This is a genomic window from Hydrogenophaga sp. ZJX-1 (assembly GCF_048590325.1).
In the GTDB taxonomy this organism is placed as follows: domain Bacteria; phylum Pseudomonadota; class Gammaproteobacteria; order Burkholderiales; family Burkholderiaceae_C; genus Hydrogenophaga.
Map to the genome: position 1 here is coordinate 50,771 of NZ_JBMBRA010000003.1, position 18,995 is coordinate 69,765.

Sequence of the window (18,995 nt, forward strand, 5' to 3'; positions counted from 1 at the left end):
TCGAAACGGCCGGTGTCGGCTGTGGACGTGGCGCTGCTCATTGGGTCTCCCGGCGCTTGATTTCTTTTTCGATGTCGGTCTGGATCGCGGCCCACTGGGCCATGAACTGGCGGCGTGTGAGTTCGAAGATGCCCAGGCCGGTCAGCGTCACGAAGGCGGCGCCGAACCAGCTGCCGGCGGTTTTGGAATGCAGCTCCATGCCGAGGTATTTCACCGAGTCGCCCATCGCCGCGTCGAGCTGCAGGTGGTAGATCATTTCGACCATCGCACCGCCCCCGAGCAGGACCACCAGCGCGGTCACGCCCAGCGCCAGGTACGCCACCCAGACTTCGCGCAGCTTGCCGAACGAGGCCACGCGCAGGTTCATCATGATCAGGCTGGCGATGCCGCCCGGTGCGTACATCACCATGAACAGGAACACCAGCCCGAGGTAGAGCAGCCAGGCCTTGGTCAGCTCCGACAGCAGCACAAAGGCCAGCACCATCAGGATGCCGCCGATGATGGGGCCGAAGAAGAAGGTCGCGCCGCCCAGGAAGGTGAACAGCAGGTAGCCACCCGAACGCGCCGCGCCCACCACCTCGGCGGTCACGATCTCGAAATTCAGCGCGCCCAGGCCACCCGCCACGCCGGCAAAGAAGCCCGCGATCATGAAAGCCAGATAGCGCACCTTCTGCGTGTTGTAGCCGATGAACTCGACGCGCTCGGGGTTGTCGCGCACGGCGTTCAGGATGCGGCCCAGCGGCGTGCGCGTGAACGCGAACATCAGGCCGACGCAGATGAAGGTGTAGACCGCGATAAGGTAGTACACCTGCCGTGGCGGGCCATAGGTGATGCCCATGAAAGCCTCGCCCACCACCCGGTTGCCCGACACGCCCGCCTCGCCACCGAAGAACTCCGAGAACATCAGCGACATCGCGAACACCAGCTCGGCCATGCCCAGCGTGATCATCGCGAACGGCGTGCCGGCCTTCTTGGTGGTCACGTAGCCGAACAGCACCGCAAAGAACAGCCCCGCCACGCCACCCACCAGCGGAACCAGGCTCACCGGAATCGGGATCTGGCCGTTGGTGGCCGCGTTGAGCGCGTGCATCGCCATGTAGGAACCCAGGCCGGTGTAGACCGCGTGGCCGAAGCTCAGCATGCCGCCCTGCCCCAGCAGGATGTTGTAGGACAGGCAGGCGATGATGGCGATGCCCATCTGCGAGAGCATGGTCACCGAGAGGTTGCTGCCGAACACCAGCGGCGCGAACACCAGCACCAGCGCAAACAGTGACCAGACGATCCAGCGACCGACGTTGAGGGGTTTGAATTCGTAATAGGCTTTAGACATGACCGGTCATCCTTCTCGCGTACCCAGCAAGCCTTTGGGCCGGAAGATCAGGATCAGCACGAGGAACAGGTAAGGCAGGATCGGCGCCACCTGCGACAGGGTGAGCTTGAGCACCGAGTTCTCCCTCATGGCGTCCGAGGCCTGCACGCCCAACTGCTCCACCAGGTGGATGAACGAGTAGTCCAGCCCCACGGCGAAGGTCTGGATCACGCCGATCAGCAGCGAGGCCAGGAAGGCGCCGGAGAGCGAGCCCATGCCGCCCACCACCACCACGACAAAGATCACCGAGCCCACCGTGGCCGCCATGTTGGGCTCGGTCACGAAAGTGCTGCCGCCGATCACGCCGGCCAGACCGGCCAGCCCGGTGCCGGCGCCGAACACCAGCATCAGCACCCGCGGCACGTTGTGGCCCAGGCTCTCCACCATCTCGGGGTGGGTCAGCGCGGCCTGGATGATCAGGCCGATGCGCGTGCGGGTCAGCAGCAGCCAGAGCGCCACCAGCATCAGGACCGCCACCAGCATCATGAAGGCGCGCGTGGCCGGGAACGGCGAACAGATCACCCCCGCGCCGGCGCAGACCTCGCTGCCGACAGCGCCCCAGAACATCTCCAGCGTGTCGTTGGCGTGGTGCACCAGCGTGAAAGCCGGACCGCGCAGGACTTCAGGCGGAACAAACTCCACCGCCGTGCGGCCCCAGATCAGCTGCACCAGCTCCAGGATGATGTACGAGAGGCCGAAGGTCACCAGCAGCTCGGGCACATGGCCGAACTTGTGCACCTTGCGCAGGGTCAGCCGTTCAAACAGCGCACCCAGCGCGCCCACCACCAGCGGGGCCACGAACAGCCCCGGCCAGAAGCCCACCAGCTGGGCGATCGTATAGCCGATGTAGGCGCCCAGCATGTAGAAGCTGGCATGCGCAAAATTCAGCACTCCCATCATGCTGAAGATGAGGGTGAGTCCCGAGCTCAACAGAAACAGCAGCAAGCCGTAGCTGACGCCGTTGAGCATGGAGATGATGATGAACTCCATGGATCCTGCCTTTCGAGGGCGATACGTGGGGGAGGGGTGGGCGGGGGGAGTATGGCCTGTCGGGAACGACACCGCTATCAGCAGCAGGTCAGACCAGCAACCCCGCGATGCAGCGGTCCAGCCACCTCACCGGAGCGAAGTGTCCCCCGTCCAGGAACGCGGCGGAACCGGCTCCGCCGGGCCGCACCGCGTTGCCCCCTTGAGGGGGTCGGGCGCAGCGCGGCGGGGGTGGGTCAATCAGCCCGGCCGCTTCATCTGGCAGCTCGTCGGCGTGCTTGACACGAAGGACGGGAATTCCTTCACCGGGGCCAGCGTCATACCGGTGTTTTCCGGGCTGTAGGGGTACTTCTTGTCGGCCTTCTGCCAGACCGTGAGGAACAGCGGCTGCTGCAGCTGGTGGTCCAGCTTGCGCACCTCCACCTCACCGTTGAAGTTGTTGACCTTGATGCCCTCCATGGCGGCGGCCACCTTCACCGGGTCGGTGGACTTGGCCTTGGCCATGGCCGCACCGAGCACGTTGAACGCCGTCGGGATGGCGCCGGTGTACATGTCGTCCTTGTACTTGGCTTTGAACTCGTCGCCCCACTTGCCCATCTGGCCGCCCATGTTGTAGTGCTGGTAGGCCACCTGGAACACGCGGCCTTCGCCGCCCGTGCCAAGCGCTGTGGGCGTGCCGGTCACGCCGGTGTAGTAGGTGTAGAACTTGCCGGTGTAACCGCCTTCGTTGGCGGCCTTGATCAGCAGCGCCAGGTCGGAGCCCCAGTTGCCGGTGATCACGGTGTCGGCGCCCGAGGCCTTGATCTTGGCGATGTAGGGCGCGAAGTCGCGCACCTGGGCCAGCGGGTGCAGGTCTTCGCCCACCACCTTCACATCGGGGCGCTTGCGGGCCAGGTTTTCCTTGGCGAACTTCGCCACCTGCTGGCCGTGCGAATAGTTCTGGTTGAGCAGGTAGACCGCCTTCACGTCGGGCTGGTCTTTCATGAAGGTGGTCATCGCCTCCATCTTCATGGACGTGTCGGCGTCAAAGCGGAAGTGCCAGTAGCTGCACTTGCTGTTGGTGAAATCGGGGTCCACGGCGGCGTAGTTCAGGAAGATCACTTCCTTGCCCGGGTTGCGCTCGTTGTGCTTGTTGACGGCGTCGATCAGCGCGCCGGCCACCGAGGAGCCATTGCCCTGGGCGATGTAGCGCACGCCCTGGTCCAGCGCGGCCTTGAAGGCGTTCAGGCTCTCGGCCGGGCTGAGCTTGTTGTCAAACGCCACCATCTCGAACTTCACGCCCGCCGGGTTGGTCGCACTGAACTTCTCGGCAAAGAACTGCCAGCTGCGCAACTGGTTCTGGCCCACCGGACCCATCAGGCCTGTCTGCGGGTCGATCAACGCGATCTTGACCGTCTCGCCCTTCTGGGCATGGGCGCTGAGCAGGGTCAGCGACAGGGCGGCGATGGCAACGGATTTCAAGACAAACGACATGACTGGGTCTCCTGAAGGTGGAAAACCTTAGCGTAGCCTGACAGTCCAGCAAACCCGTCAGGGATTGCCCCTAGCAGCTATCGCGCAGGCGACTGTGCGCTCGCACAAACCTAGCATCCGACGGACGGCACGAGCCCGCTGCCGCGGTTCGTGCGGGCAGGTGTGTCAACCGATCCGGGGTCAGGGCCGCTGCATCTGGCAGCTCGTGGGGCCCCTGATTTCCGATGCGCTCATGTAGCGCACCGGCGCAAAGGTGTAGCCCGTTTCCTCGGCGGCGCGCGGATACCGCTCATCCACCTTCTGCCAGCGTGAGACGTAGAGGCCCTGCTGCAGCTGGTGATCGTCGGCACGCATCTGCACCGGTCCGCTGAACCCCGGAAACACCATGCCGCTCAGGCGCGCCGCCACCTGGGCCGCATCGGTCGTCCTGGCATGGCGCATCGCCTGCAGCAGCATCACCGTGCCGTCGAACGCGGCGTACACCACCAGGTCTTCGCCGTAGCGTCGGCGGAACGCGGCGGCCAGTGGGGCGATGTCGCCCGCCTGGTTGGTGTGGTTGTTGGCCACCTGGTACACCGGCAGGCGGCCGTCGCCCGAGGCCAGCAGTTCGGGAACGCCCTTGAGCATCGGGTAGTAGGCGTAGAGCGGCAGCGTGACACCCTGCTTCTGCATCGCCTTCACCAGACCCCGCAGGTCGGCGCCCCAGTTGCCCGTGACCACGGCCTGCGCGCCGGACTCGGCGATCCGCCGCACATGGGTCGCAAAATCCAGGCCCACGAAAGCGGTGTGCAGCTCATCGCCCACGATCTGGATATCGGGGCGCTCCTGCGTCAGCGCCTCGCGGAAGTACCTCGAAAACTGTTGCCCATGGGCGTAGTTCTGGTTCAGCAGGTACACGCTTTTCAGATCGGACTGCGTGGCCATGAAGAGCGCCAGCGCGCGCGTCTTCATGGTCGTGTCGGCGTCGACGCGGAAGTGCCAGAAGCTGCACAGGTCGTTGGTCAACGCCGGGTCCATCGCCGCGTAGTTGATGTAGAGCACCGCCTGCTCGGGGTGGCGCGCGTTGTGCCGCGTCACTGCATCGGAGATCGCTGCCGCCACGCCGGAACCGTTGCCCTGCACGATGTAGCGAAAGCCCTGGTCGATGGCGGCCTTGAGCGCGTCCAGGCTTTCCTTGGGCGAACCCTTGTTGTCAAAGCCCGCCACCACGAAATGCACGCCCGCCGGGTTGCCCGGGCCGGCCAGCTGCTCGGCCATGAACTGCCAGCTGCGCAGGCTGTTGCGGCCGATGTCGGCCGCCGGGCCCGAGAGCGGATCGATGAAGGCGATGCGCACCACCTTCTGCGGCGCATCGGCGGCCCAGGCCGGTCCGCCCAGACCCGCCCAGGCGAAGGCACCCAGCAGCGCCAGCCGCAACCAGCGCCGCACGCCCGACGAACGCCCGCCACCCAACATCAAAGGCCCGGCAGCACGTAGTCCTTGAGCTGCTGGCGCAGCGTCATCTTCTGCATCTTGCCCGTGGCGCCGAGCGGGATCGCGTCCACGAACACCACGTCGTCGGGCACCTGCCACTTGGCGATCTTGCCTTCGTAGAACGCCAGCAATTCTTCGCGCGTCACCTCGGCGCCGGGCTTCTTCATGACCACCACGATCGGGCGCTCGTCCCACTTGGGGTGCTTCATGCCGACGCAGGCCGCCATGGCCACGGCCGGGTGCGCCATGGCGATGTTTTCCACGTCGATGGAGCTGATCCACTCGCCGCCGGACTTGATCACGTCCTTGCTGCGGTCGGTGATCTGCATGAAGCCGTCGGCGTCGATGGTGGCCACGTCACCGGTGGGGAACCAGCCCTTGCCCGCGTCGTCGTAGCGCAGCGGGTCACCGCCCTCGCCCTTGAAGTAGCTGGCGATGATCCACGGCCCGCGCACCAGCAGGTCGCCGTAGGCCTTGCCATCCCAGGGCAGTTCGTCACCGGCCTCGTTGACGATCTTCATGTCCACACCAAACACGCTGCGACCCTGCTTCAGGCGCACCTTGAGCTGGTCTTCGGGCGACAGCGCGAGCTGTGCGTTCTTCAGCGTGCAGACCGTGCCCAGCGGCGACATCTCGGTCATGCCCCAGGCGTGCAGCACCTCCACGCCGTAGGTGTCGTTGAAGGCGTTGATCATGGCCGGCGGGCAGGCCGAGCCGCCGATCACCGTGCGCTTCATGGTGGAGAAACGCAGGTCGTTCTGCTGCATGTGGCCCAGCAGCATCTGCCACACCGTGGGCACACCCGCGGCCATGCTCACCTTTTCGGATTCGATCAGTTCGTAGACCGATTTGCCGTCCATCGCCGGGCCGGGGAACACCAGCTTGCAGCCCACCGCCGCGGCCGAATACGGCAGGCCCCAGGCGTTGACGTGGAACATCGGCACCACCGGCAGGATGCTGTCGCGCGCCGAGCAGCCCAGCGCATCGGGCAGCGCCGCGCCATACGCGTGCAGCAGCGTGGAGCGGTGCGAATACAGCGCGGCCTTGGGGTTGCCCGTGGTGCCGCTCGTGTAGCACATGCTCGATGCGCTGTTTTCGTCCAGGTCGGGCCAGAGGTATTTTTCCGACTGCGAGCCCATCCAGGCCTCGTAGCTCACCAGCCCGGGCAGGCCACTGTCGGCCGGCAGCTTGTCGGCGTCGCACAGCGCGATCCAGTGTTTGACGCCCGGGCACTTGCCCGCCACCGCCTGCACCAGCGGCAGGAAGGTCATGTCGAAGCAGATGGCGCGGTCGTCGGCGTGGTTGACGATCCAGGCCAGCTGCTCGGGGTGCAGGCGCGGGTTCAGCGTGTGCAGCACGCGGCCGGTGCCGCTGACGCCGAAATACAGCTCCAGGTGGCGGTAGCCGTTCCAGGCCAGCGTGGCCACGCGATCGCCAAAGGCGAGGTGCAGGCTGTCCAGCGCGTTGGCCACCTGGCGCGCACGCCGCGAGACCTGCCCCCAGGTGCTGCGGTGGATGTCGCCTTCGACGCGACGGGAAACGATTTCGGTGCTGCCGTGGTGGCGCTCGGCGTGCGTGATGAGCGACGAAATCAGCAGCGGTTGGCTTTGCATTTGTCCCAGCATGGGGTTCTCCTTGAGTGTCTTGCTGAAAAAACGAACGGTCGTGCGTTTAATTCACCCAGCATCATGCCTCAACAACGCCCGCTGGCCGTAGCGGGTTGCCCCGTATAGCCCACCCGGGTGTGGGTGCAAGTCGTCCCGGTGACAATGCGCCGCATGACCCTGCCCCATGCCCTGCCGCCCGCGCCCGCCACCGATGCACCGACCGGCTGGACGCACCGCTTCGCCGGCCTCGGCCGCGAGTTCTACACCGAGCTGCGTCCCACGCCCCTGCCCGCTCCCTACTGGGTCGGCCGCAACCCGGCGCTGACGCACGAACTCGGGCTGCCCGACGACTGGATGGCCAGCGACGAAGCCCTGCAGGCCTTCACCGGCAACCAGCTGCTGCCCGGCATGCGCCCGCTCGCCAGCGTCTACAGCGGCCACCAGTTCGGCCAGTGGGCCGGCCAGCTGGGCGACGGGCGGGCGATCCTGCTCGGCGAACTCGCCGGCAGCGGTGGCCCGCAGGAGATCCAGCTCAAGGGCGCCGGGCTCACACCGTATTCGCGCATGGGCGATGGCCGTGCCGTGCTGCGCAGTTCCATCCGCGAATTCCTTTGCAGCGAGGCCATGCACGGCCTGGGCATCCCCACCAGCCGGGCGCTGTGCGTCACCGGGTCCGACCAGCCGGTGCGCCGCGAAGAGATCGAAACCGCGGCCGTCGTCACGCGGGTGGCGCCCAGCTTCATCCGCTTCGGGCACTTCGAACACTTCTCGCACAGCGGCCAGCACGCGCAGCTGCGCACGCTCGCCGATTTCGTCATCGACCACTTCTACCCGGCCTGCCGCGACCTGCCCGGCAACGCCTACGCCAACCTGCTCGAAGCCGTGAGCGAGCGCACCGCCGAGATGGTCGCGCAGTGGCAGGCCGTGGGCTTCTGCCACGGCGTGATGAACACCGACAACATGAGCATCCTGGGCCTGACCATCGACTACGGTCCGTTCCAGTTCCTCGACGCCTACAACCCGCGCCACATCTGCAACCACAGCGACAGCGCCGGACGCTACCGCTACATGCGCCAGCCCGGCATCGCGCACTGGAACCTGTATTGCCTGGGCCAGGCCCTGCTGCCACTGATGGAAGACCCGCAGCAGGCGCTCGACGCGCTCGAACCCTACAAGGCCCTGTTCCCCGCGGCGCTGCAGCGGCGCATGGGCGCCAAGCTCGGCCTGGGCACCGTGATGGCCGGCGACGAAGCGCTCACCGAGCAGCTGATGGCGCTCATGGCGCAGGACGCGGTGGACTTCACGCTCTTCTGGCGCCGCCTCTCGAACGCCGTGGCCGGCTTTGCGGAACCGGGCGCGGGCGCCGCGGCGGCCAGCGCGGCCATCGAACCGGTGCGCGACCTGTTCCTGCAGCGCGAAGCCTTCGACGCCTGGGCTCTGCAGTGGCGCGGGCGGCTGCAGACCCAGCCCGGTTTTGACGCCCGCCTCACCCAGGTGCTGATGCTCTCGACCAACCCGCACGTGGTGCTGCGCAACCACCTCGGCGAGATCGCCATCCAGCGCGCCCGCGAGGGCGACTTCTCGGCCCTGCAGCGCCTGCAGACCGCGCTGGAAACCCCGTTCACCGAGCTGCCCGGCCACGACGACCTGGCCGACTTTCCGCCCGACTGGGCGGCCCACATCGAAATCAGCTGTTCATCGTGAAGGACCCCGCCATGACGTTCCCCATCCAGAAAACCGATGCCGAGTGGCGCGCCCTGCTGGCTGAAAAAGGCGCCGAACCCGCCGCCTTCGAAGTGACCCGCCACGCCCACACCGAGCGCCCCTTCACCGGCAAATACGAAGAAGTCTGGGCCGACGGCAGCTACCACTGCATCTGCTGCGGCAACCACCTGTTCGACGCCGGCACCAAGTTCGACGCCGGCTGCGGCTGGCCCAGCTTCTGGAAGGCCATCCCCGGCGCCATCACCGAGATCACCGACCGCAGCCACGGCATGGCCCGCGTTGAAACCGTGTGCAGCCAGTGCGGCGCGCACCTGGGCCACGTGTTCGAAGACGGCCCCACGCCCACCGGCCTGCGCTATTGCATGAACTCCGCTTCGCTGGAACACCAACCCGAGTAAAGGGAAACACCCCCCGCGTCGCCTTCGGCGCCACCCCCTCTCTGGCGCCTTCGGCTTGGAGGGGGCGATACCTTGGGCCGGCAAAGCCGGACCCTCGGTCTCCCTGGGCTGGGGTTGCTTCATGCGCTGCGGGTCACGCGCCGGCGTGGTGTCCAATAGCCCCATGAGCACCGCTTCGACCCCACCCTCAGCCCCCACCGCCTTGCACCTGGAAGACCGCCTCACCGAACTGGAGATCAAGGCCAGCTACGCCGACGACCTGCTCGACACGCTGAACACCGTGGTGGCCCGCCAGCAGGAGCAGATTGACCTGTTGCTGCGCGAGGTGAGCCAGTTGCGCCGCCAGGGTGCTGACAGCGGATCACCCGGGTTTCGCAACCCGCGCGACGAACTGCCGCCGCACTATTGACGCGGGTACACCGCCTCAGGCGGGTTCGACCACACCCACCGGGCTTGCAGCGCTGACCACCGGCTCGATCGGCGCGTAATCGCCCAGGCCTTCGGGCCAGGGCGTGAGGATCTCGAAACCCGTCTCCGTCACCGCCACCATGTGTTCCCACTGCGCCGAAAGCGAGCGGTCGCGTGTGACCACCGTCCAGCCGTCCGACAGCTCCTTGGTCTCGCGCTTGCCCGCGTTGATCATGGGCTCCACCGTGAACACCATGCCCGGCGCCAGCTTCAGGCCCGTGTTGCGCTGGCCGTAGTGCAGGACCTGCGGCTCGTCGTGGTAGATCTGCCCGATGCCGTGGCCGCAGTACTCGCGCACCACGCTGAAACCCGCCGCGTGCGCCACCGTCTGGATCGCGTGGCCCACATCGCCCAGCGTCGCGCCCGGGCGCACCTGCTGGATGCCCGCGCGCATCGCCTCGTAGGTCGTGCGCACCAGGCGCTTGGCCAGAATGCCCGGCTCGCCCACGCAATACATGCGACTCGTGTCGCCGAACCAGCCGTCCTTGATCAGCGCCACGTCGATGTTGACGATGTCGCCGTCCTTCAGCTTCTTGTCCGACGGGATGCCGTGGCAGATCACGTGGTTCACCGAAGCGCAGATCGTCTTCGGGTAGCCGTGGTAACCGATGTTGGCCGGCACCGCCTTCAGCTCGTTCACGATGTGGTCGTGGCACAGCCGGTCCAACTCGTCCGTGGTCACGCCCGGCTTCACGTGTTCGCCGATCATGCGCAACACGTCGGCGGCCAGCTGCCCGGCGCGCCGGGCCATGTCGATCTCGGCCGCCGTCTTGATGGTCACCCCCCGCTTGTTGCCCGTCATGCCGCCTTCTCCAGGCTGGCGGACGGCACGCTCCTGAGGTTTGGCGGCTGCGCCTGCCGCTCCGACTCGATCAGCAGCTGGCAGATCTCGCCGTGGCACAGCGTCGGGTTCAGCTCCGACAACATGCCCACGCGCAGCCAGTGTTCGGCCTGCGCGTTCATGGAGCGGCTCAGCGCCCCACTGGTCAGACGCAGGTTTTCATGCATCTGCTCTGAAATCTTGATGATGCCCATGGTGAGCCTCCTTGTATACGGTTTGTAGCTGGTTCGTATATTACCAAGGAGAGGCGGCTGGAACAACGGCCGGGGGAACCGCCCTCAAATGGGAGGGACTTTTTTGAGCGCGCTTGGTGGATGCTGGCGGTGTCAGGCAGTGATCGGCCAGGAGCAGTCAATCCAACGGCGGAGGTGCTGGCGGACAGCAGGTGAAGGCCGCTGCCTGCCATTACCGCGTGCCCGATTTAGTATGTGCTGCCGTTTGCAAACTTTTTCCAGTGTTCGTTTTCAACAAGAGTTGAGCGATAAATTTTCACCTGGGAGCACCCGGGGATAGCCTTGAGCGTTTTCTTGACTCTATCGGCAACTGAATCGTGAAGCCACGGGCTCAATACAATTCGATCCACGGTACTGCGGGGCATTGGAATTCTGCGAATTGGAGGGCCGACTTCTTTAGAAGCGCAAAAAAGCCTGCGCTCGCCTTCATTTTGAAACGCATACCGCTTTAAAAATGGAAGTTCATTGAGGGTTGGATTCGTGCGTTTCAGTTCTTCTATGGTCTTGTACTGAACTGCTTCCGACCTTATCCCATCCACTTGGGAAATTGCCCTTGAGAATTTCTCAGGGTTGAACTGAATGCAAGCACCGCCTGATCCGTGAGAGAAAACCCGCCAATGATGGTAGGTTTCTGCGCAGTTAGCTAAGCAGAGTGCATATACAGACTTGGAACCAGAGCGACGGGCGTATTCCTCCATGTAAAATGAATCGTTTCGATCATCCCAGCTAGCCGGATTCAAAAGGGCGAGTTCTTCTGTATGCAAATAGTCAATGACAAATGGAAGCTCAGTGTATCTACGCAGCAATGTTTCCATCAAGTCCATCCTTTCATAACAAAAATAATGGCTTATGTGCTATAACCTGATTCTGATTCAGGTCGAAGTCACGAAATCCAGCGGAACATGAAATTTCGACCAAGAAAGGCCGACATCTTTCGCCAATGCTGTTGCTCACATTTTTTCGTTAGGACGTTCCGTTGGAATCAAGGTGTGGACTCTCACTTGCGGTTCTTCGCAATAACGTCTCTGAATTCTGCAGCAACAAGAAATCCTCTCAGTTGACCACTTGCGGCCCAAATGGAAGTGACGAAGAGTGCGACTCTCAGGGGAATAGATACTTCAACTATGAGTGCGGCATCTTGGGGTGGCAGTTGGGTTGTGAGGTAAACTGCGACGCCCTTTATGCTCCGTTCCAAAATTAGTAGAAAGACAATGAGGGCACCGTTGTACAGAACTTCCCGTTTCAACTGCGTGAGCTTCTCTTGTGCTATTGAATAGTTCGACCTGTTCACTTCGTTTCGTAGTTCTGTCAAATCCTTTGCAATGTTGTCAAGGTAAGTGAACATAGCTACTGACATGGCAGAAAGTAACATCGCGACAACAAGGAAGGCTGTCAGTATTTCCTCAAAAACAGAAGCAGCAAAACCGTTCGAAAGCTTGAGAATCCCATAGCATGCCGCCGCAGATATACCCATAAGCAAGAGTAACTTTACTAACTGCCTAGCGTTCACGGTAGCTTTCAATTTCATTAAGGATCTGATCTATCAGTGTCATCTCAGGCGTAATGGCTGTTTCCTTGATATCTGGTATTTCGAATTTCAGTTGCCCAACGGATTCAACGGTACTCTCTGCATCCACGTCGAGCAATGCTGTCACAATATTTTCGGAACTGCTGTGCTTCTTCTTGCCTCCGTGAACGCCTTCTGTTGTCAAGGCCCAAGTCCCTTCTCCTTCTTCGATGTACTCTAGGTAGCTGGCAACAGGTTCCTCTGGGACCTTAAGTTGCCCGGCATCGCTATTCAAGGTGACATCAACTTGGTCTTGCGCAAATAGTTGTTTTAATGCGGCTAGTGCTTCTCGCGCCCTCAAATTTGTCTCAAGGATATTTGGCGAGATAAGTCTCAACTCAAGTTTATAGATTCTCTTGTGCTGCCTGACGACCTTCCAAAATGATTCTCCTCTCGTCTTTCCCTCTACGAATACACGATGATTGTATCTAGCCAGAACAGGTTCCCTGAGACCACCCTGCATTGCGCGAACGGTTTGTTCTGGGGTGCCAAAACGCCAGTCCTTTGCTACAAATATGTACTGATCTCTTAAATCAAAAATTGTGAGCAATGGAAGCCAATCGTCCTCCTCAGTTTCTACGATGTCACCCGGAACCTTGACGCCCATATGGGCCTTCTTTCGTTTGGCAAATTTGCCAATAAAGAATCGTAAAGATTCGATCTTGGAATTTTGGAAATATCGTACCTCCGCAAAGCCAACGAAGCTGTAAAGAACTCCATTTAAAGTGAACTCTCGATCTTTAATTATCGAAGCGAGCACCGCCTGGCCTTTTGGAGATGGAAGTGATTCCGCATTAATCTGACTCTGATTCTCTTCAATGAGCGAGTACCGAAGAACCAAGAATTCTTTCTTATCTGGCATTTTATTTCCTCCTGCTGTACGTGCTTATACTATTTATAAAACCGGCTCTGCGTAGAGCTCACAGGCACTCAACCCAATAAAGGCGCTGGACTCCATCAATGGCCATCAATTCGCGAAGCGATGGTTCACATTGGCATCTCCGTGCAGTGATGGGTTATATTCGCTTCGGTGCAAACTTATCGAGTTCTTTGCTTACGAAGCCGTTTGAGCTAACCTTTTCGGCCAGGACTGAAATCGTTGCGAACGATCTAGAGCTTTGTATTTCCACAGTTGGAAGTCTGTATCTCTTGCCTATTTGCTGAAGACACTCGAGATAGTAGCGCAGACTGCACAGCAGTAGAAAGATACCAAAGTTTCCTGTCTCGTACTCAAGTTCCCCGATTCGTGTTTCATAGTCCGTGGATGAACCAACGATAAAGTCATTTAATATGTCTTCGGCATCGTGATGTGCTTGCGAACACATTGCCATATACACTGTTCGATAATCGACGGCCTTTCCAAGCGAGACGCAGATATCGTATGTACTTGGCCAGTTCTTTGACCCGGCAGAGTCGGTTTTTTGCATTCGTGCGAAGTGCTCAATGAAGGCTTTGTATCCGTCAAGGGCACTTAGTTTCACATCGATTCTGATCTGATGGTCGCTCTGCGTCTCTAAGTTTAGGCCGGGTAACTCGCCTTTCCATTTCTTGATTTGATCGCGTTCCGTTTGAATATAGTGTTTAAAGTACTTGACTAGTCGGTGACCAGTTTGTTGTGCCAGCGCATACTGAATTGTTAGGGCGCTCTCCATAATTGTGCGGGAGAGAATTTCCGCTTCTTGAATCCGGCCTAAGACTACGAGCGTGAGCGCGCCCGACGTTGTGTTGTGAAGGCGACGCAGTAGTGTTATCAGTATCCCGTCCACTGGATCAGTTGAGTCCGCCAGACCAGAGGGCTCGAGAAGTTCCAAAAATAGGTAAAACGGCGCCTCGACAGATGCAATAACAGTCTCTGTGGAAGGTGCGATGTCGGCTGAACTGATGCGATTGGTCTTGCAGAACATCGCGGCCAACGTCTTACGGGCGTGCGGTTTCATGACTTGCTCGAGTGGGTTAAGCAAACTAACTTTGAATCACCGAGATCACCGGTTTGACAGATCACTTTGCCAGTCTACTCGGGCACGTGTAACTACACAGGACTGCCCGATCACTGCCAATGGAACAGCGGTTTTGCGACGCTTTGTCAGACGGCCGCTCAGGGTCGACATGAGCCGGTGGAATCGCCCCCGGGCATGCGGACTCGTTTGCCTGCAGCCACTGTTTGCTGACCGCGTTCAAAGCCACCCAGTCATTTCCCCGCTTCCGTCTGCTCCAACTGTTTGGCCCGCTCAGCGGCCAGATCGTTGATGTAGCCCCCAACCTGCCGTTCAAACACGGGCACATCCTGGCGCCTCACGGGCATGGCGGGAACAGCCACATCGGAAGAATGGGGTCTTGCCTTTTGCTAGGGTCGGAATGTCAAAAGGGCAATACCTGACCCCGACGAACTCGCCCGCATCGCCGGGTTTCAATCCTTGGGCGGACAGGTTCAGGTTGAGCTTGTGGTGGGAGACGGAGTAGCGCATGGGGTAGGCGGCGCGGTGCGCTGTAGCGCACTGCACAGCCAGCCAGGTCATCTCAGCGATGCCAAGTGCGCGGCCAGCGACTCGATCTCGGCGTTGCTGAGGTTGGCCAAGAGCGGATCCGGCTTCGCGGCGGTTCCGTGCGACCGGGTGCCGCCCCGCATCAGTTGCAATGACCAAACGGTGTAACGCGCCTTTTGCCCAGCGAGCCGTGCCGCGCCGGCGTTCGTCCCCTGCAACGCCGGACCGTGGCAGTCAGCGCATCGCAAGCGATCGGCCAACGCGCGGCCGGCATCGCTACCGGCCGATTCCGGGGCGCGCGGGGGCAGCAATGCTGCGTAGTACTCGGCGAGGTCGTTGACATCCTGCTCGCTCAACTCCTCTGCAAGGCTCACCATCACCGGGGCGGTGCGCTTGCGTTCGCGGAAGGCACGCCACTGCGCAATGAAGGCGGCTTTTGGCTGCCCTTCGAGCAGCGGTAGCGTGGCGTGGATCGTTTCCGTCGACGAGTGGCAGGATACGCAGCGCGCGGCGGCGAGCCGTTCGCCAGCTGCCGGGTCGCCGGCCACCGTGCCGTGCGCGACCAGCAGGCATCCTGAAAGCGCAGCGGCTGGAACTGCGCGTCGAGCACGACTGGAGATCATGGCGAGTTCTCCCGTCCCTCTCGATGGAAAGGCTTGGCGCCACTGCTGCACGAGCCTCGCTTCGAACTTTGACATTCGGTTTGCTGTCATGGCGTTCTCCTGTATGCGACGGCACGCTGACTTGGCGGCGCATTTTCGCCATACGACGCTATGCCACCGAGCACCTTCGAACGGTTTCAAACGTTCTGGTTGTTATCTCTTTGCCAAATGTCCTTTCGAGCAAAACCATGAAAGCAGGGCCTTGCTCGTTTGGCACATAGGCCGAGAAAACTTCAGTGCGCTCCAGCTTGAGGATGGAGGCTTGCGACTTCTCGATGGGTAGCTTGATCTGCTCTTCGTGTGGCTTGCGCAGGAAGGTGATGACTGGTTTTGCGTTTGCAGGCAAGTCGAACTCAGCGAATGGCGCGCGTTCAACAAGCAACTGAAGGAAGGAAGAGGGTCTGACGATGGTCTGGAATTTCTTTCCAAGGTGTTTTTCCATGGCCGCTTCTGCCGTCTTTTCCAGGATGGGAACGATGGCTGGGCTCGCCGAAAACGCCACGTTTCCACTGGACAACAGCGTCTTGACATCACGAAATCCCGCGGCTTCGAAGCAGCGTTTCAGTTCTGGCATCTTGCAATTCATCGGGCTGACACCCCGAAGGAAAGCTACATAGCGCTGCATGGGAGCTCCAAGATTCCAAAGAATTTTCAGACCCCCGTCATTTCCCCGATTCCGCCTGCTCCAACTGTTTCGCCCGCTCAGCGGCCAGATCATTGACGTAGCCCTCCACCTGCCGTTCAAACCCGGGCAGATCCTGAGGCCTCGTGGGAACAGCGGGCACAGCGGGAACAGCCACATCCGAATTGGCCTCCGGCTTCTGGACCTGGACGGGCGACCCGCCGTCCAGTTGACGGGCCACGAGAAGCCCCACCACCAGAAGCGCCAACAACAAAGCCACCATTCTCATGAGAACCCACCTCTTTCAACGTCATCGAGCTTTCGAACCGGGCAGAACGCTACTCGATCATCGTGCCTGATCGCCACTTCGCCAAGGCCGCGTGTGTGGCCCTGTAGCCCGCTTCGATGGCATGCTCTTGCGAGGCATGGTCGGACATGCCGGGAACCGCCACAACGGGGGCGACCAACACATCCGCCTCCGCCATTTCCGGCGCCGCGATCAGGCAGCTTTGCGATTGCATGACTTTGGCGAGCACGGCCGGCACGTTCACAGCGGTGGCCCGGGGGCTCTGGCAGTAGATGTCGACCGCGACAACCACGTCCGCACCCATGGCCCGCGCGAACCGGACCGGGACCAGGCTGGTGATGCCGCCGTCGATCAGGTGCCCGCCCGGGTAGGCCACCGGCACCTGCATCCCCGGCACGGCGGAAGACGCCTGAATGACCCGCCCGGCCGAGCCGTTGTCCAGCAGCATGGGCTGCGCGCTCTGCAGATCGGTGGCGACGGCGGCGAACTTGATGGGGAAGTCCTCGATCCGGGTGTCACCGATGAGGGCGTTGGCCCAGTTCGCGAGCTTGTCGCCCCGGATGAACCCGCCGGCTTGCCAGGTGAAGTCGAGCAAGGACGACACTTTCACGCCGAGCGCGGCCTGCCGGATCTGCTCGACGCTCAGGCCACTGGCGTAGGCCGCGCCCACCACGGAGCCGGCCGACGTGCCGACCACGATGTCGGGGCGCATGCCGGCTTCTTCGAGTGCCCGCAAGGCGCCCACGTGCGCGAACCCGCGCAGCCCTCCGCCACCCAGGGCGAGCGCGACCGCGGGGCGCTGCCCTCGGGCCGGCGCGGTGCGCTGAACGTCGGACAGCGTTTGCGGGCGGAGGTCGGCGGGCGCGGGCTGCCCGGAGGCGGCGCAGCCCACCGTCAGCAGCAGCGCCGCGAGAGGGGTGGCCCACAGGGCATGGGCTTTCAGGTTGGTGTTCATGGCGGCTCGTTCGGGCATCACAAGGCGGCGCTGAGTTCGCGGGCCGCTCCCGCGAACAGCGGGTTGCGCGCTGCCAGCGCCACCGCATCGGCGCCGGCCGGGTAGCGCAACTGTGGCGTGGTGTCGTTCGCGGCCCGCCAGACGGCTTCGGCCACGTCCCGTTCGCTCGTGGTGGCGGCGGGCTGGCCCAGCGTGGCGAAGACGGATTGGGCGTAGGGCACATAGGCCTCGGGAACCAGGCCCTGCATGCGCTCGGCGCCGTTGGCAGTGAACCGGGTGGTGGGCGCATAGCCCGGCTGGACGAGCTTCACGCGCACGTTGAAGGCCTCCAGCTCAAAGGCCAGCGAAGCGGTGAACCCTTCGATGGCGGTCTTGCTCGCGGTGTAGGCCGCCACCAGCGGCATGGGGGCCAGCGTGGTGCTGGAGGTCACGTTCACCACCAGGCCGGCGCGGCGGGCGCGAAACTGCGGCAGCACCGCCTGGGTCATGGCCATGGTGCCGAAGGTGTTGGTCTCGAAGATGTCGCGCACCGTCGCCATGGGCGTGGCTTCGAAGGCGCCGAAGAGGCCGAGGCCGGCGTTGTTGACCAGCACGTCGATGGGGCCTGCGGCCTCCAGCGTGCGGGCGATGCTTTCGGGCTGGGTCACGTCCAGCGGCAGCACCTGCAGGCTGGCAGACGCCGGCAGCAGGTCGGCGCGCGGGCTGCGCATGGTGGCCACCACCTTCCAGCCTTGGGCGTGGAAGTGGCGGGCGGTTTCGAGGCCGTAGCCGGAAGAGCAGCCGGTGATCAGAACGGTTTTCATGTGAGAACTCCTGGTGGTTCGGTTGAGGGATGGCGCAACGATACCGGCCAGAAGCCGGATTTAATACAATCAATAGTCCACATTTAATTTGCAGGAGTCCGACCATGATCGATCCCCTCGCCGAAGTCATTGCCCTGATGCGACCGCGCGCGGTGTTCTCCAAGGTGATCAGCGGCGCAGGCGCCTGGGCCGTGCGTTACTCGGCGTTCGGCCAGCCGAGCTTCTGCACGATGCTGGAGGGGGAATGCGTGCTGGCGGTGGACCAGCAGGCACCGGTCACCCTGGAAGCGGGTGACTTCGTGCTGATGCCGGCCACGCCCGGTTTCACGCTCTCGGGCCTGGAGCCCGCGGTGCCGGTGTTCCTGAACCCGAAGGACAGACAGGGATCGGCGGCCGAGCTGCGCCATGGGCGGCAGGCCGGGCCGCCCGACGTGCGCATGCTGGGCGGCTATTTCGAGTTCGACTCACCCGATGCCGCGTTGCTGGTGTCGCTGCTGCCGGTGCTGCTGCACGTGCGTGGCATTGAGCGCCTGTCGGTGCTGGTGAAGCTGGTCCGGGAAGAGTCGCTCGACACGCGGCCAGGGCGTGAGCTGGTGCTGGGCCGGCTGGTGGAGCTGCTGCTGATCGAGGCGCTGCGCTCGACCACGGGGGACAGCGCCCCACCCGGTCTGCTGCGCGGGCTGGCCGACACGCGGGTGGCGGTGGGGCTGCGCCTGATGCATGGCGCACCCGCGCGCACCTGGACGGTGGATGCGCTGGCGAAGGAGGCCGCGCTGTCGCGTTCGACGTTCTTCGAACGGTTCTCGCGCGCCGTCGGTCTGCCGCCCATGGAGTACCTGCTGGCGTGGCGCATGGCGCTGGCCAAGGACCTGCTGAGCCGCAGCGGCGTGGCCATCGCCGAGGTGGCCGAGCGGGTGGGCTACAGCTCGGCCAGCACCTTCAGCACGGCCTTCAGCCGCCACGTGGGGCAGCCACCCGGCCGGTTTGCGCGCCGACACCAGGGGGCTGTCCCTGCCTGATTT

At 62.7% G+C, this 18,995-nt stretch carries 20 protein-coding genes; 4 read left to right on the forward strand and 16 right to left on the reverse strand.

Going from position 1 to position 18,995, the window contains the following annotated elements; translation table 11 throughout:
• Positions 1 to 37 precede the first annotated feature (37 nt).
• From ACN5W5_RS09105 to ACN5W5_RS09125, 5 genes are all read right to left on the reverse strand, one after another.
• Positions 38 to 1,330, reverse strand: a complete 1,293-nt coding sequence (locus ACN5W5_RS09105; RefSeq protein WP_420048224.1) for a branched-chain amino acid ABC transporter permease — start codon at positions 1,328 to 1,330, stop codon at positions 38 to 40.
• Between the two features lie 6 nt (positions 1,331 to 1,336).
• Positions 1,337 to 2,359: a branched-chain amino acid ABC transporter permease gene (locus ACN5W5_RS09110; RefSeq protein WP_420048225.1), complete on the reverse strand. Its 1,023-nt coding sequence runs from the start codon at positions 2,357 to 2,359 to the stop codon at positions 1,337 to 1,339.
• Between the two features lie 237 nt (positions 2,360 to 2,596).
• A complete protein-coding gene (locus ACN5W5_RS09115) occupies positions 2,597 to 3,829 on the reverse strand; it encodes a branched-chain amino acid ABC transporter substrate-binding protein (protein ID WP_420048226.1) in 1,233 nt (410 codons plus the stop codon).
• 180 nt (positions 3,830 to 4,009) lie between these two features.
• Positions 4,010 to 5,284, reverse strand: a complete 1,275-nt coding sequence (locus ACN5W5_RS09120) for an ABC transporter substrate-binding protein (RefSeq protein WP_420048227.1) — start codon at positions 5,282 to 5,284, stop codon at positions 4,010 to 4,012.
• Positions 5,284 to 6,927, reverse strand: coding sequence for a 3-(methylthio)propionyl-CoA ligase (locus tag ACN5W5_RS09125; RefSeq protein WP_420048228.1), 1,644 nt, complete (start codon positions 6,925 to 6,927; stop codon positions 5,284 to 5,286). Before ACN5W5_RS09125 ends, ACN5W5_RS09120 begins: the two co-directional genes overlap by 1 nt.
• Before the next feature lie 153 nt (positions 6,928 to 7,080).
• Between ACN5W5_RS09125 and ACN5W5_RS09130 the strand changes: the two genes are divergently transcribed.
• The 3 genes from ACN5W5_RS09130 to ACN5W5_RS09140 all read left to right on the forward strand — a co-directional run bounded on the left by ACN5W5_RS09130 (position 7,081) and on the right by ACN5W5_RS09140 (position 9,441).
• A complete protein-coding gene (locus ACN5W5_RS09130; protein WP_420048229.1) occupies positions 7,081 to 8,613 on the forward strand; it encodes a protein adenylyltransferase SelO in 1,533 nt (510 codons plus the stop codon).
• 11 nt (positions 8,614 to 8,624) lie between these two features.
• The gene (gene msrB, locus ACN5W5_RS09135; protein ID WP_420048230.1) at positions 8,625 to 9,032 is read left to right on the forward strand and encodes a peptide-methionine (R)-S-oxide reductase MsrB; all 408 of its coding nucleotides are present in this window, start codon (positions 8,625 to 8,627) and stop codon (positions 9,030 to 9,032) included.
• A 163-nt stretch (positions 9,033 to 9,195) separates the two neighbouring features.
• Positions 9,196 to 9,441 (forward strand): SlyX family protein, encoded by a 246-nt coding sequence (locus tag ACN5W5_RS09140; RefSeq protein WP_420048231.1) that lies wholly within the window; start codon positions 9,196 to 9,198, stop codon positions 9,439 to 9,441.
• Positions 9,442 to 9,456: 15 nt separating this feature from the next.
• Here ACN5W5_RS09140 and map read toward each other — a convergent pair whose 3' ends face one another.
• From map to ACN5W5_RS09195, 11 genes are all read right to left on the reverse strand, one after another.
• Positions 9,457 to 10,302, reverse strand: coding sequence for a type I methionyl aminopeptidase (gene map, locus ACN5W5_RS09145; protein WP_420048232.1), 846 nt, complete (start codon positions 10,300 to 10,302; stop codon positions 9,457 to 9,459).
• Entirely contained in the window at positions 10,299 to 10,535 is a 237-nt protein-coding gene (locus ACN5W5_RS09150; RefSeq protein WP_420048233.1) for a ParD-like family protein, read from the reverse strand. Before ACN5W5_RS09150 ends, map begins: the two co-directional genes overlap by 4 nt.
• 227 nt (positions 10,536 to 10,762) lie before the next feature.
• Positions 10,763 to 11,389 carry a DUF2971 domain-containing protein gene (locus tag ACN5W5_RS09155; RefSeq protein ID WP_420048234.1) on the reverse strand — a complete coding sequence of 209 codons (627 nt, stop codon included), beginning with the start codon at positions 11,387 to 11,389 and terminating at the stop codon, positions 10,763 to 10,765.
• A 182-nt stretch (positions 11,390 to 11,571) separates the two neighbouring features.
• Positions 11,572 to 12,102, reverse strand: a complete 531-nt coding sequence (locus ACN5W5_RS09160) for a hypothetical protein (RefSeq protein ID WP_420048235.1) — start codon at positions 12,100 to 12,102, stop codon at positions 11,572 to 11,574.
• Positions 12,074 to 13,003 carry a hypothetical protein gene (locus ACN5W5_RS09165; protein ID WP_420048236.1) on the reverse strand — a complete coding sequence of 310 codons (930 nt, stop codon included), beginning with the start codon at positions 13,001 to 13,003 and terminating at the stop codon, positions 12,074 to 12,076. Before ACN5W5_RS09165 ends, ACN5W5_RS09160 begins: the two co-directional genes overlap by 29 nt.
• 154 nt (positions 13,004 to 13,157) lie before the next feature.
• Positions 13,158 to 14,078: a DUF5677 domain-containing protein gene (locus ACN5W5_RS09170; RefSeq protein ID WP_420048237.1), complete on the reverse strand. Its 921-nt coding sequence runs from the start codon at positions 14,076 to 14,078 to the stop codon at positions 13,158 to 13,160.
• 575 nt (positions 14,079 to 14,653) lie between these two features.
• Positions 14,654 to 15,322 carry a c-type cytochrome gene (locus tag ACN5W5_RS09175; protein ID WP_420048238.1) on the reverse strand — a complete coding sequence of 223 codons (669 nt, stop codon included), beginning with the start codon at positions 15,320 to 15,322 and terminating at the stop codon, positions 14,654 to 14,656.
• Positions 15,323 to 15,395: 73 nt separating this feature from the next.
• A complete protein-coding gene (locus tag ACN5W5_RS09180) occupies positions 15,396 to 15,911 on the reverse strand; it encodes a DUF1697 domain-containing protein (protein WP_420048239.1) in 516 nt (171 codons plus the stop codon).
• Between the two features lie 37 nt (positions 15,912 to 15,948).
• Positions 15,949 to 16,197, reverse strand: a complete 249-nt coding sequence (locus tag ACN5W5_RS09185; RefSeq protein WP_420048240.1) for a hypothetical protein — start codon at positions 16,195 to 16,197, stop codon at positions 15,949 to 15,951.
• Between the two features lie 49 nt (positions 16,198 to 16,246).
• Positions 16,247 to 17,170: a patatin-like phospholipase family protein gene (locus ACN5W5_RS09190; RefSeq protein WP_420048241.1), complete on the reverse strand. Its 924-nt coding sequence runs from the start codon at positions 17,168 to 17,170 to the stop codon at positions 16,247 to 16,249.
• 17 nt (positions 17,171 to 17,187) lie between these two features.
• Entirely contained in the window at positions 17,188 to 17,973 is a 786-nt protein-coding gene (locus ACN5W5_RS09195; protein WP_420048242.1) for an SDR family oxidoreductase, read from the reverse strand.
• Positions 17,974 to 18,077: 104 nt separating this feature from the next.
• Between ACN5W5_RS09195 and ACN5W5_RS09200 the strand changes: the two genes are divergently transcribed.
• Complete coding sequence (locus tag ACN5W5_RS09200) at positions 18,078 to 18,992, forward strand: AraC family transcriptional regulator (protein ID WP_420048243.1); 915 nt, start codon at positions 18,078 to 18,080, stop codon at positions 18,990 to 18,992.
• Positions 18,993 to 18,995 lie beyond the last annotated feature (3 nt).

What these genes read in the sequence shown, in the direction of transcription:
- ACN5W5_RS09125 (WP_420048228.1), bottom strand. Translation starts at nt 6,927, where the DNA reads ATGCTGGGACAAATGCAAAGCCAACCGCTGCTGATTTCGTCGCTCATC.
- ACN5W5_RS09175 (WP_420048238.1), bottom strand. Translation starts at nt 15,322, where the DNA reads ATGTCAAAGTTCGAAGCGAGGCTCGTGCAGCAGTGGCGCCAAGCCTTT.
- ACN5W5_RS09140 (WP_420048231.1), top strand. Translation starts at nt 9,196, where the DNA reads ATGAGCACCGCTTCGACCCCACCCTCAGCCCCCACCGCCTTGCACCTG.
- msrB (WP_420048230.1), top strand. Translation starts at nt 8,625, where the DNA reads ATGACGTTCCCCATCCAGAAAACCGATGCCGAGTGGCGCGCCCTGCTG.
- ACN5W5_RS09155 (WP_420048234.1), bottom strand. Translation starts at nt 11,389, where the DNA reads ATGGAAACATTGCTGCGTAGATACACTGAGCTTCCATTTGTCATTGAC.
- ACN5W5_RS09200 (WP_420048243.1), top strand. Translation starts at nt 18,078, where the DNA reads ATGATCGATCCCCTCGCCGAAGTCATTGCCCTGATGCGACCGCGCGCG.
- ACN5W5_RS09180 (WP_420048239.1), bottom strand. Translation starts at nt 15,911, where the DNA reads ATGCAGCGCTATGTAGCTTTCCTTCGGGGTGTCAGCCCGATGAATTGC.
- ACN5W5_RS09110 (WP_420048225.1), bottom strand. Translation starts at nt 2,359, where the DNA reads ATGGAGTTCATCATCATCTCCATGCTCAACGGCGTCAGCTACGGCTTG.
- ACN5W5_RS09130 (WP_420048229.1), top strand. Translation starts at nt 7,081, where the DNA reads ATGACCCTGCCCCATGCCCTGCCGCCCGCGCCCGCCACCGATGCACCG.
- ACN5W5_RS09160 (WP_420048235.1), bottom strand. Translation starts at nt 12,102, where the DNA reads ATGAAATTGAAAGCTACCGTGAACGCTAGGCAGTTAGTAAAGTTACTC.
- ACN5W5_RS09115 (WP_420048226.1), bottom strand. Translation starts at nt 3,829, where the DNA reads ATGTCGTTTGTCTTGAAATCCGTTGCCATCGCCGCCCTGTCGCTGACC.
- ACN5W5_RS09170 (WP_420048237.1), bottom strand. Translation starts at nt 14,078, where the DNA reads ATGAAACCGCACGCCCGTAAGACGTTGGCCGCGATGTTCTGCAAGACC.
- ACN5W5_RS09165 (WP_420048236.1), bottom strand. Translation starts at nt 13,003, where the DNA reads ATGCCAGATAAGAAAGAATTCTTGGTTCTTCGGTACTCGCTCATTGAA.
- ACN5W5_RS09150 (WP_420048233.1), bottom strand. Translation starts at nt 10,535, where the DNA reads ATGGGCATCATCAAGATTTCAGAGCAGATGCATGAAAACCTGCGTCTG.
- ACN5W5_RS09120 (WP_420048227.1), bottom strand. Translation starts at nt 5,284, where the DNA reads ATGTTGGGTGGCGGGCGTTCGTCGGGCGTGCGGCGCTGGTTGCGGCTG.
- ACN5W5_RS09185 (WP_420048240.1), bottom strand. Translation starts at nt 16,197, where the DNA reads ATGAGAATGGTGGCTTTGTTGTTGGCGCTTCTGGTGGTGGGGCTTCTC.
- ACN5W5_RS09105 (WP_420048224.1), bottom strand. Translation starts at nt 1,330, where the DNA reads ATGTCTAAAGCCTATTACGAATTCAAACCCCTCAACGTCGGTCGCTGG.
- map (WP_420048232.1), bottom strand. Translation starts at nt 10,302, where the DNA reads ATGACGGGCAACAAGCGGGGGGTGACCATCAAGACGGCGGCCGAGATC.
- ACN5W5_RS09190 (WP_420048241.1), bottom strand. Translation starts at nt 17,170, where the DNA reads ATGAACACCAACCTGAAAGCCCATGCCCTGTGGGCCACCCCTCTCGCG.
- ACN5W5_RS09195 (WP_420048242.1), bottom strand. Translation starts at nt 17,973, where the DNA reads ATGAAAACCGTTCTGATCACCGGCTGCTCTTCCGGCTACGGCCTCGAA.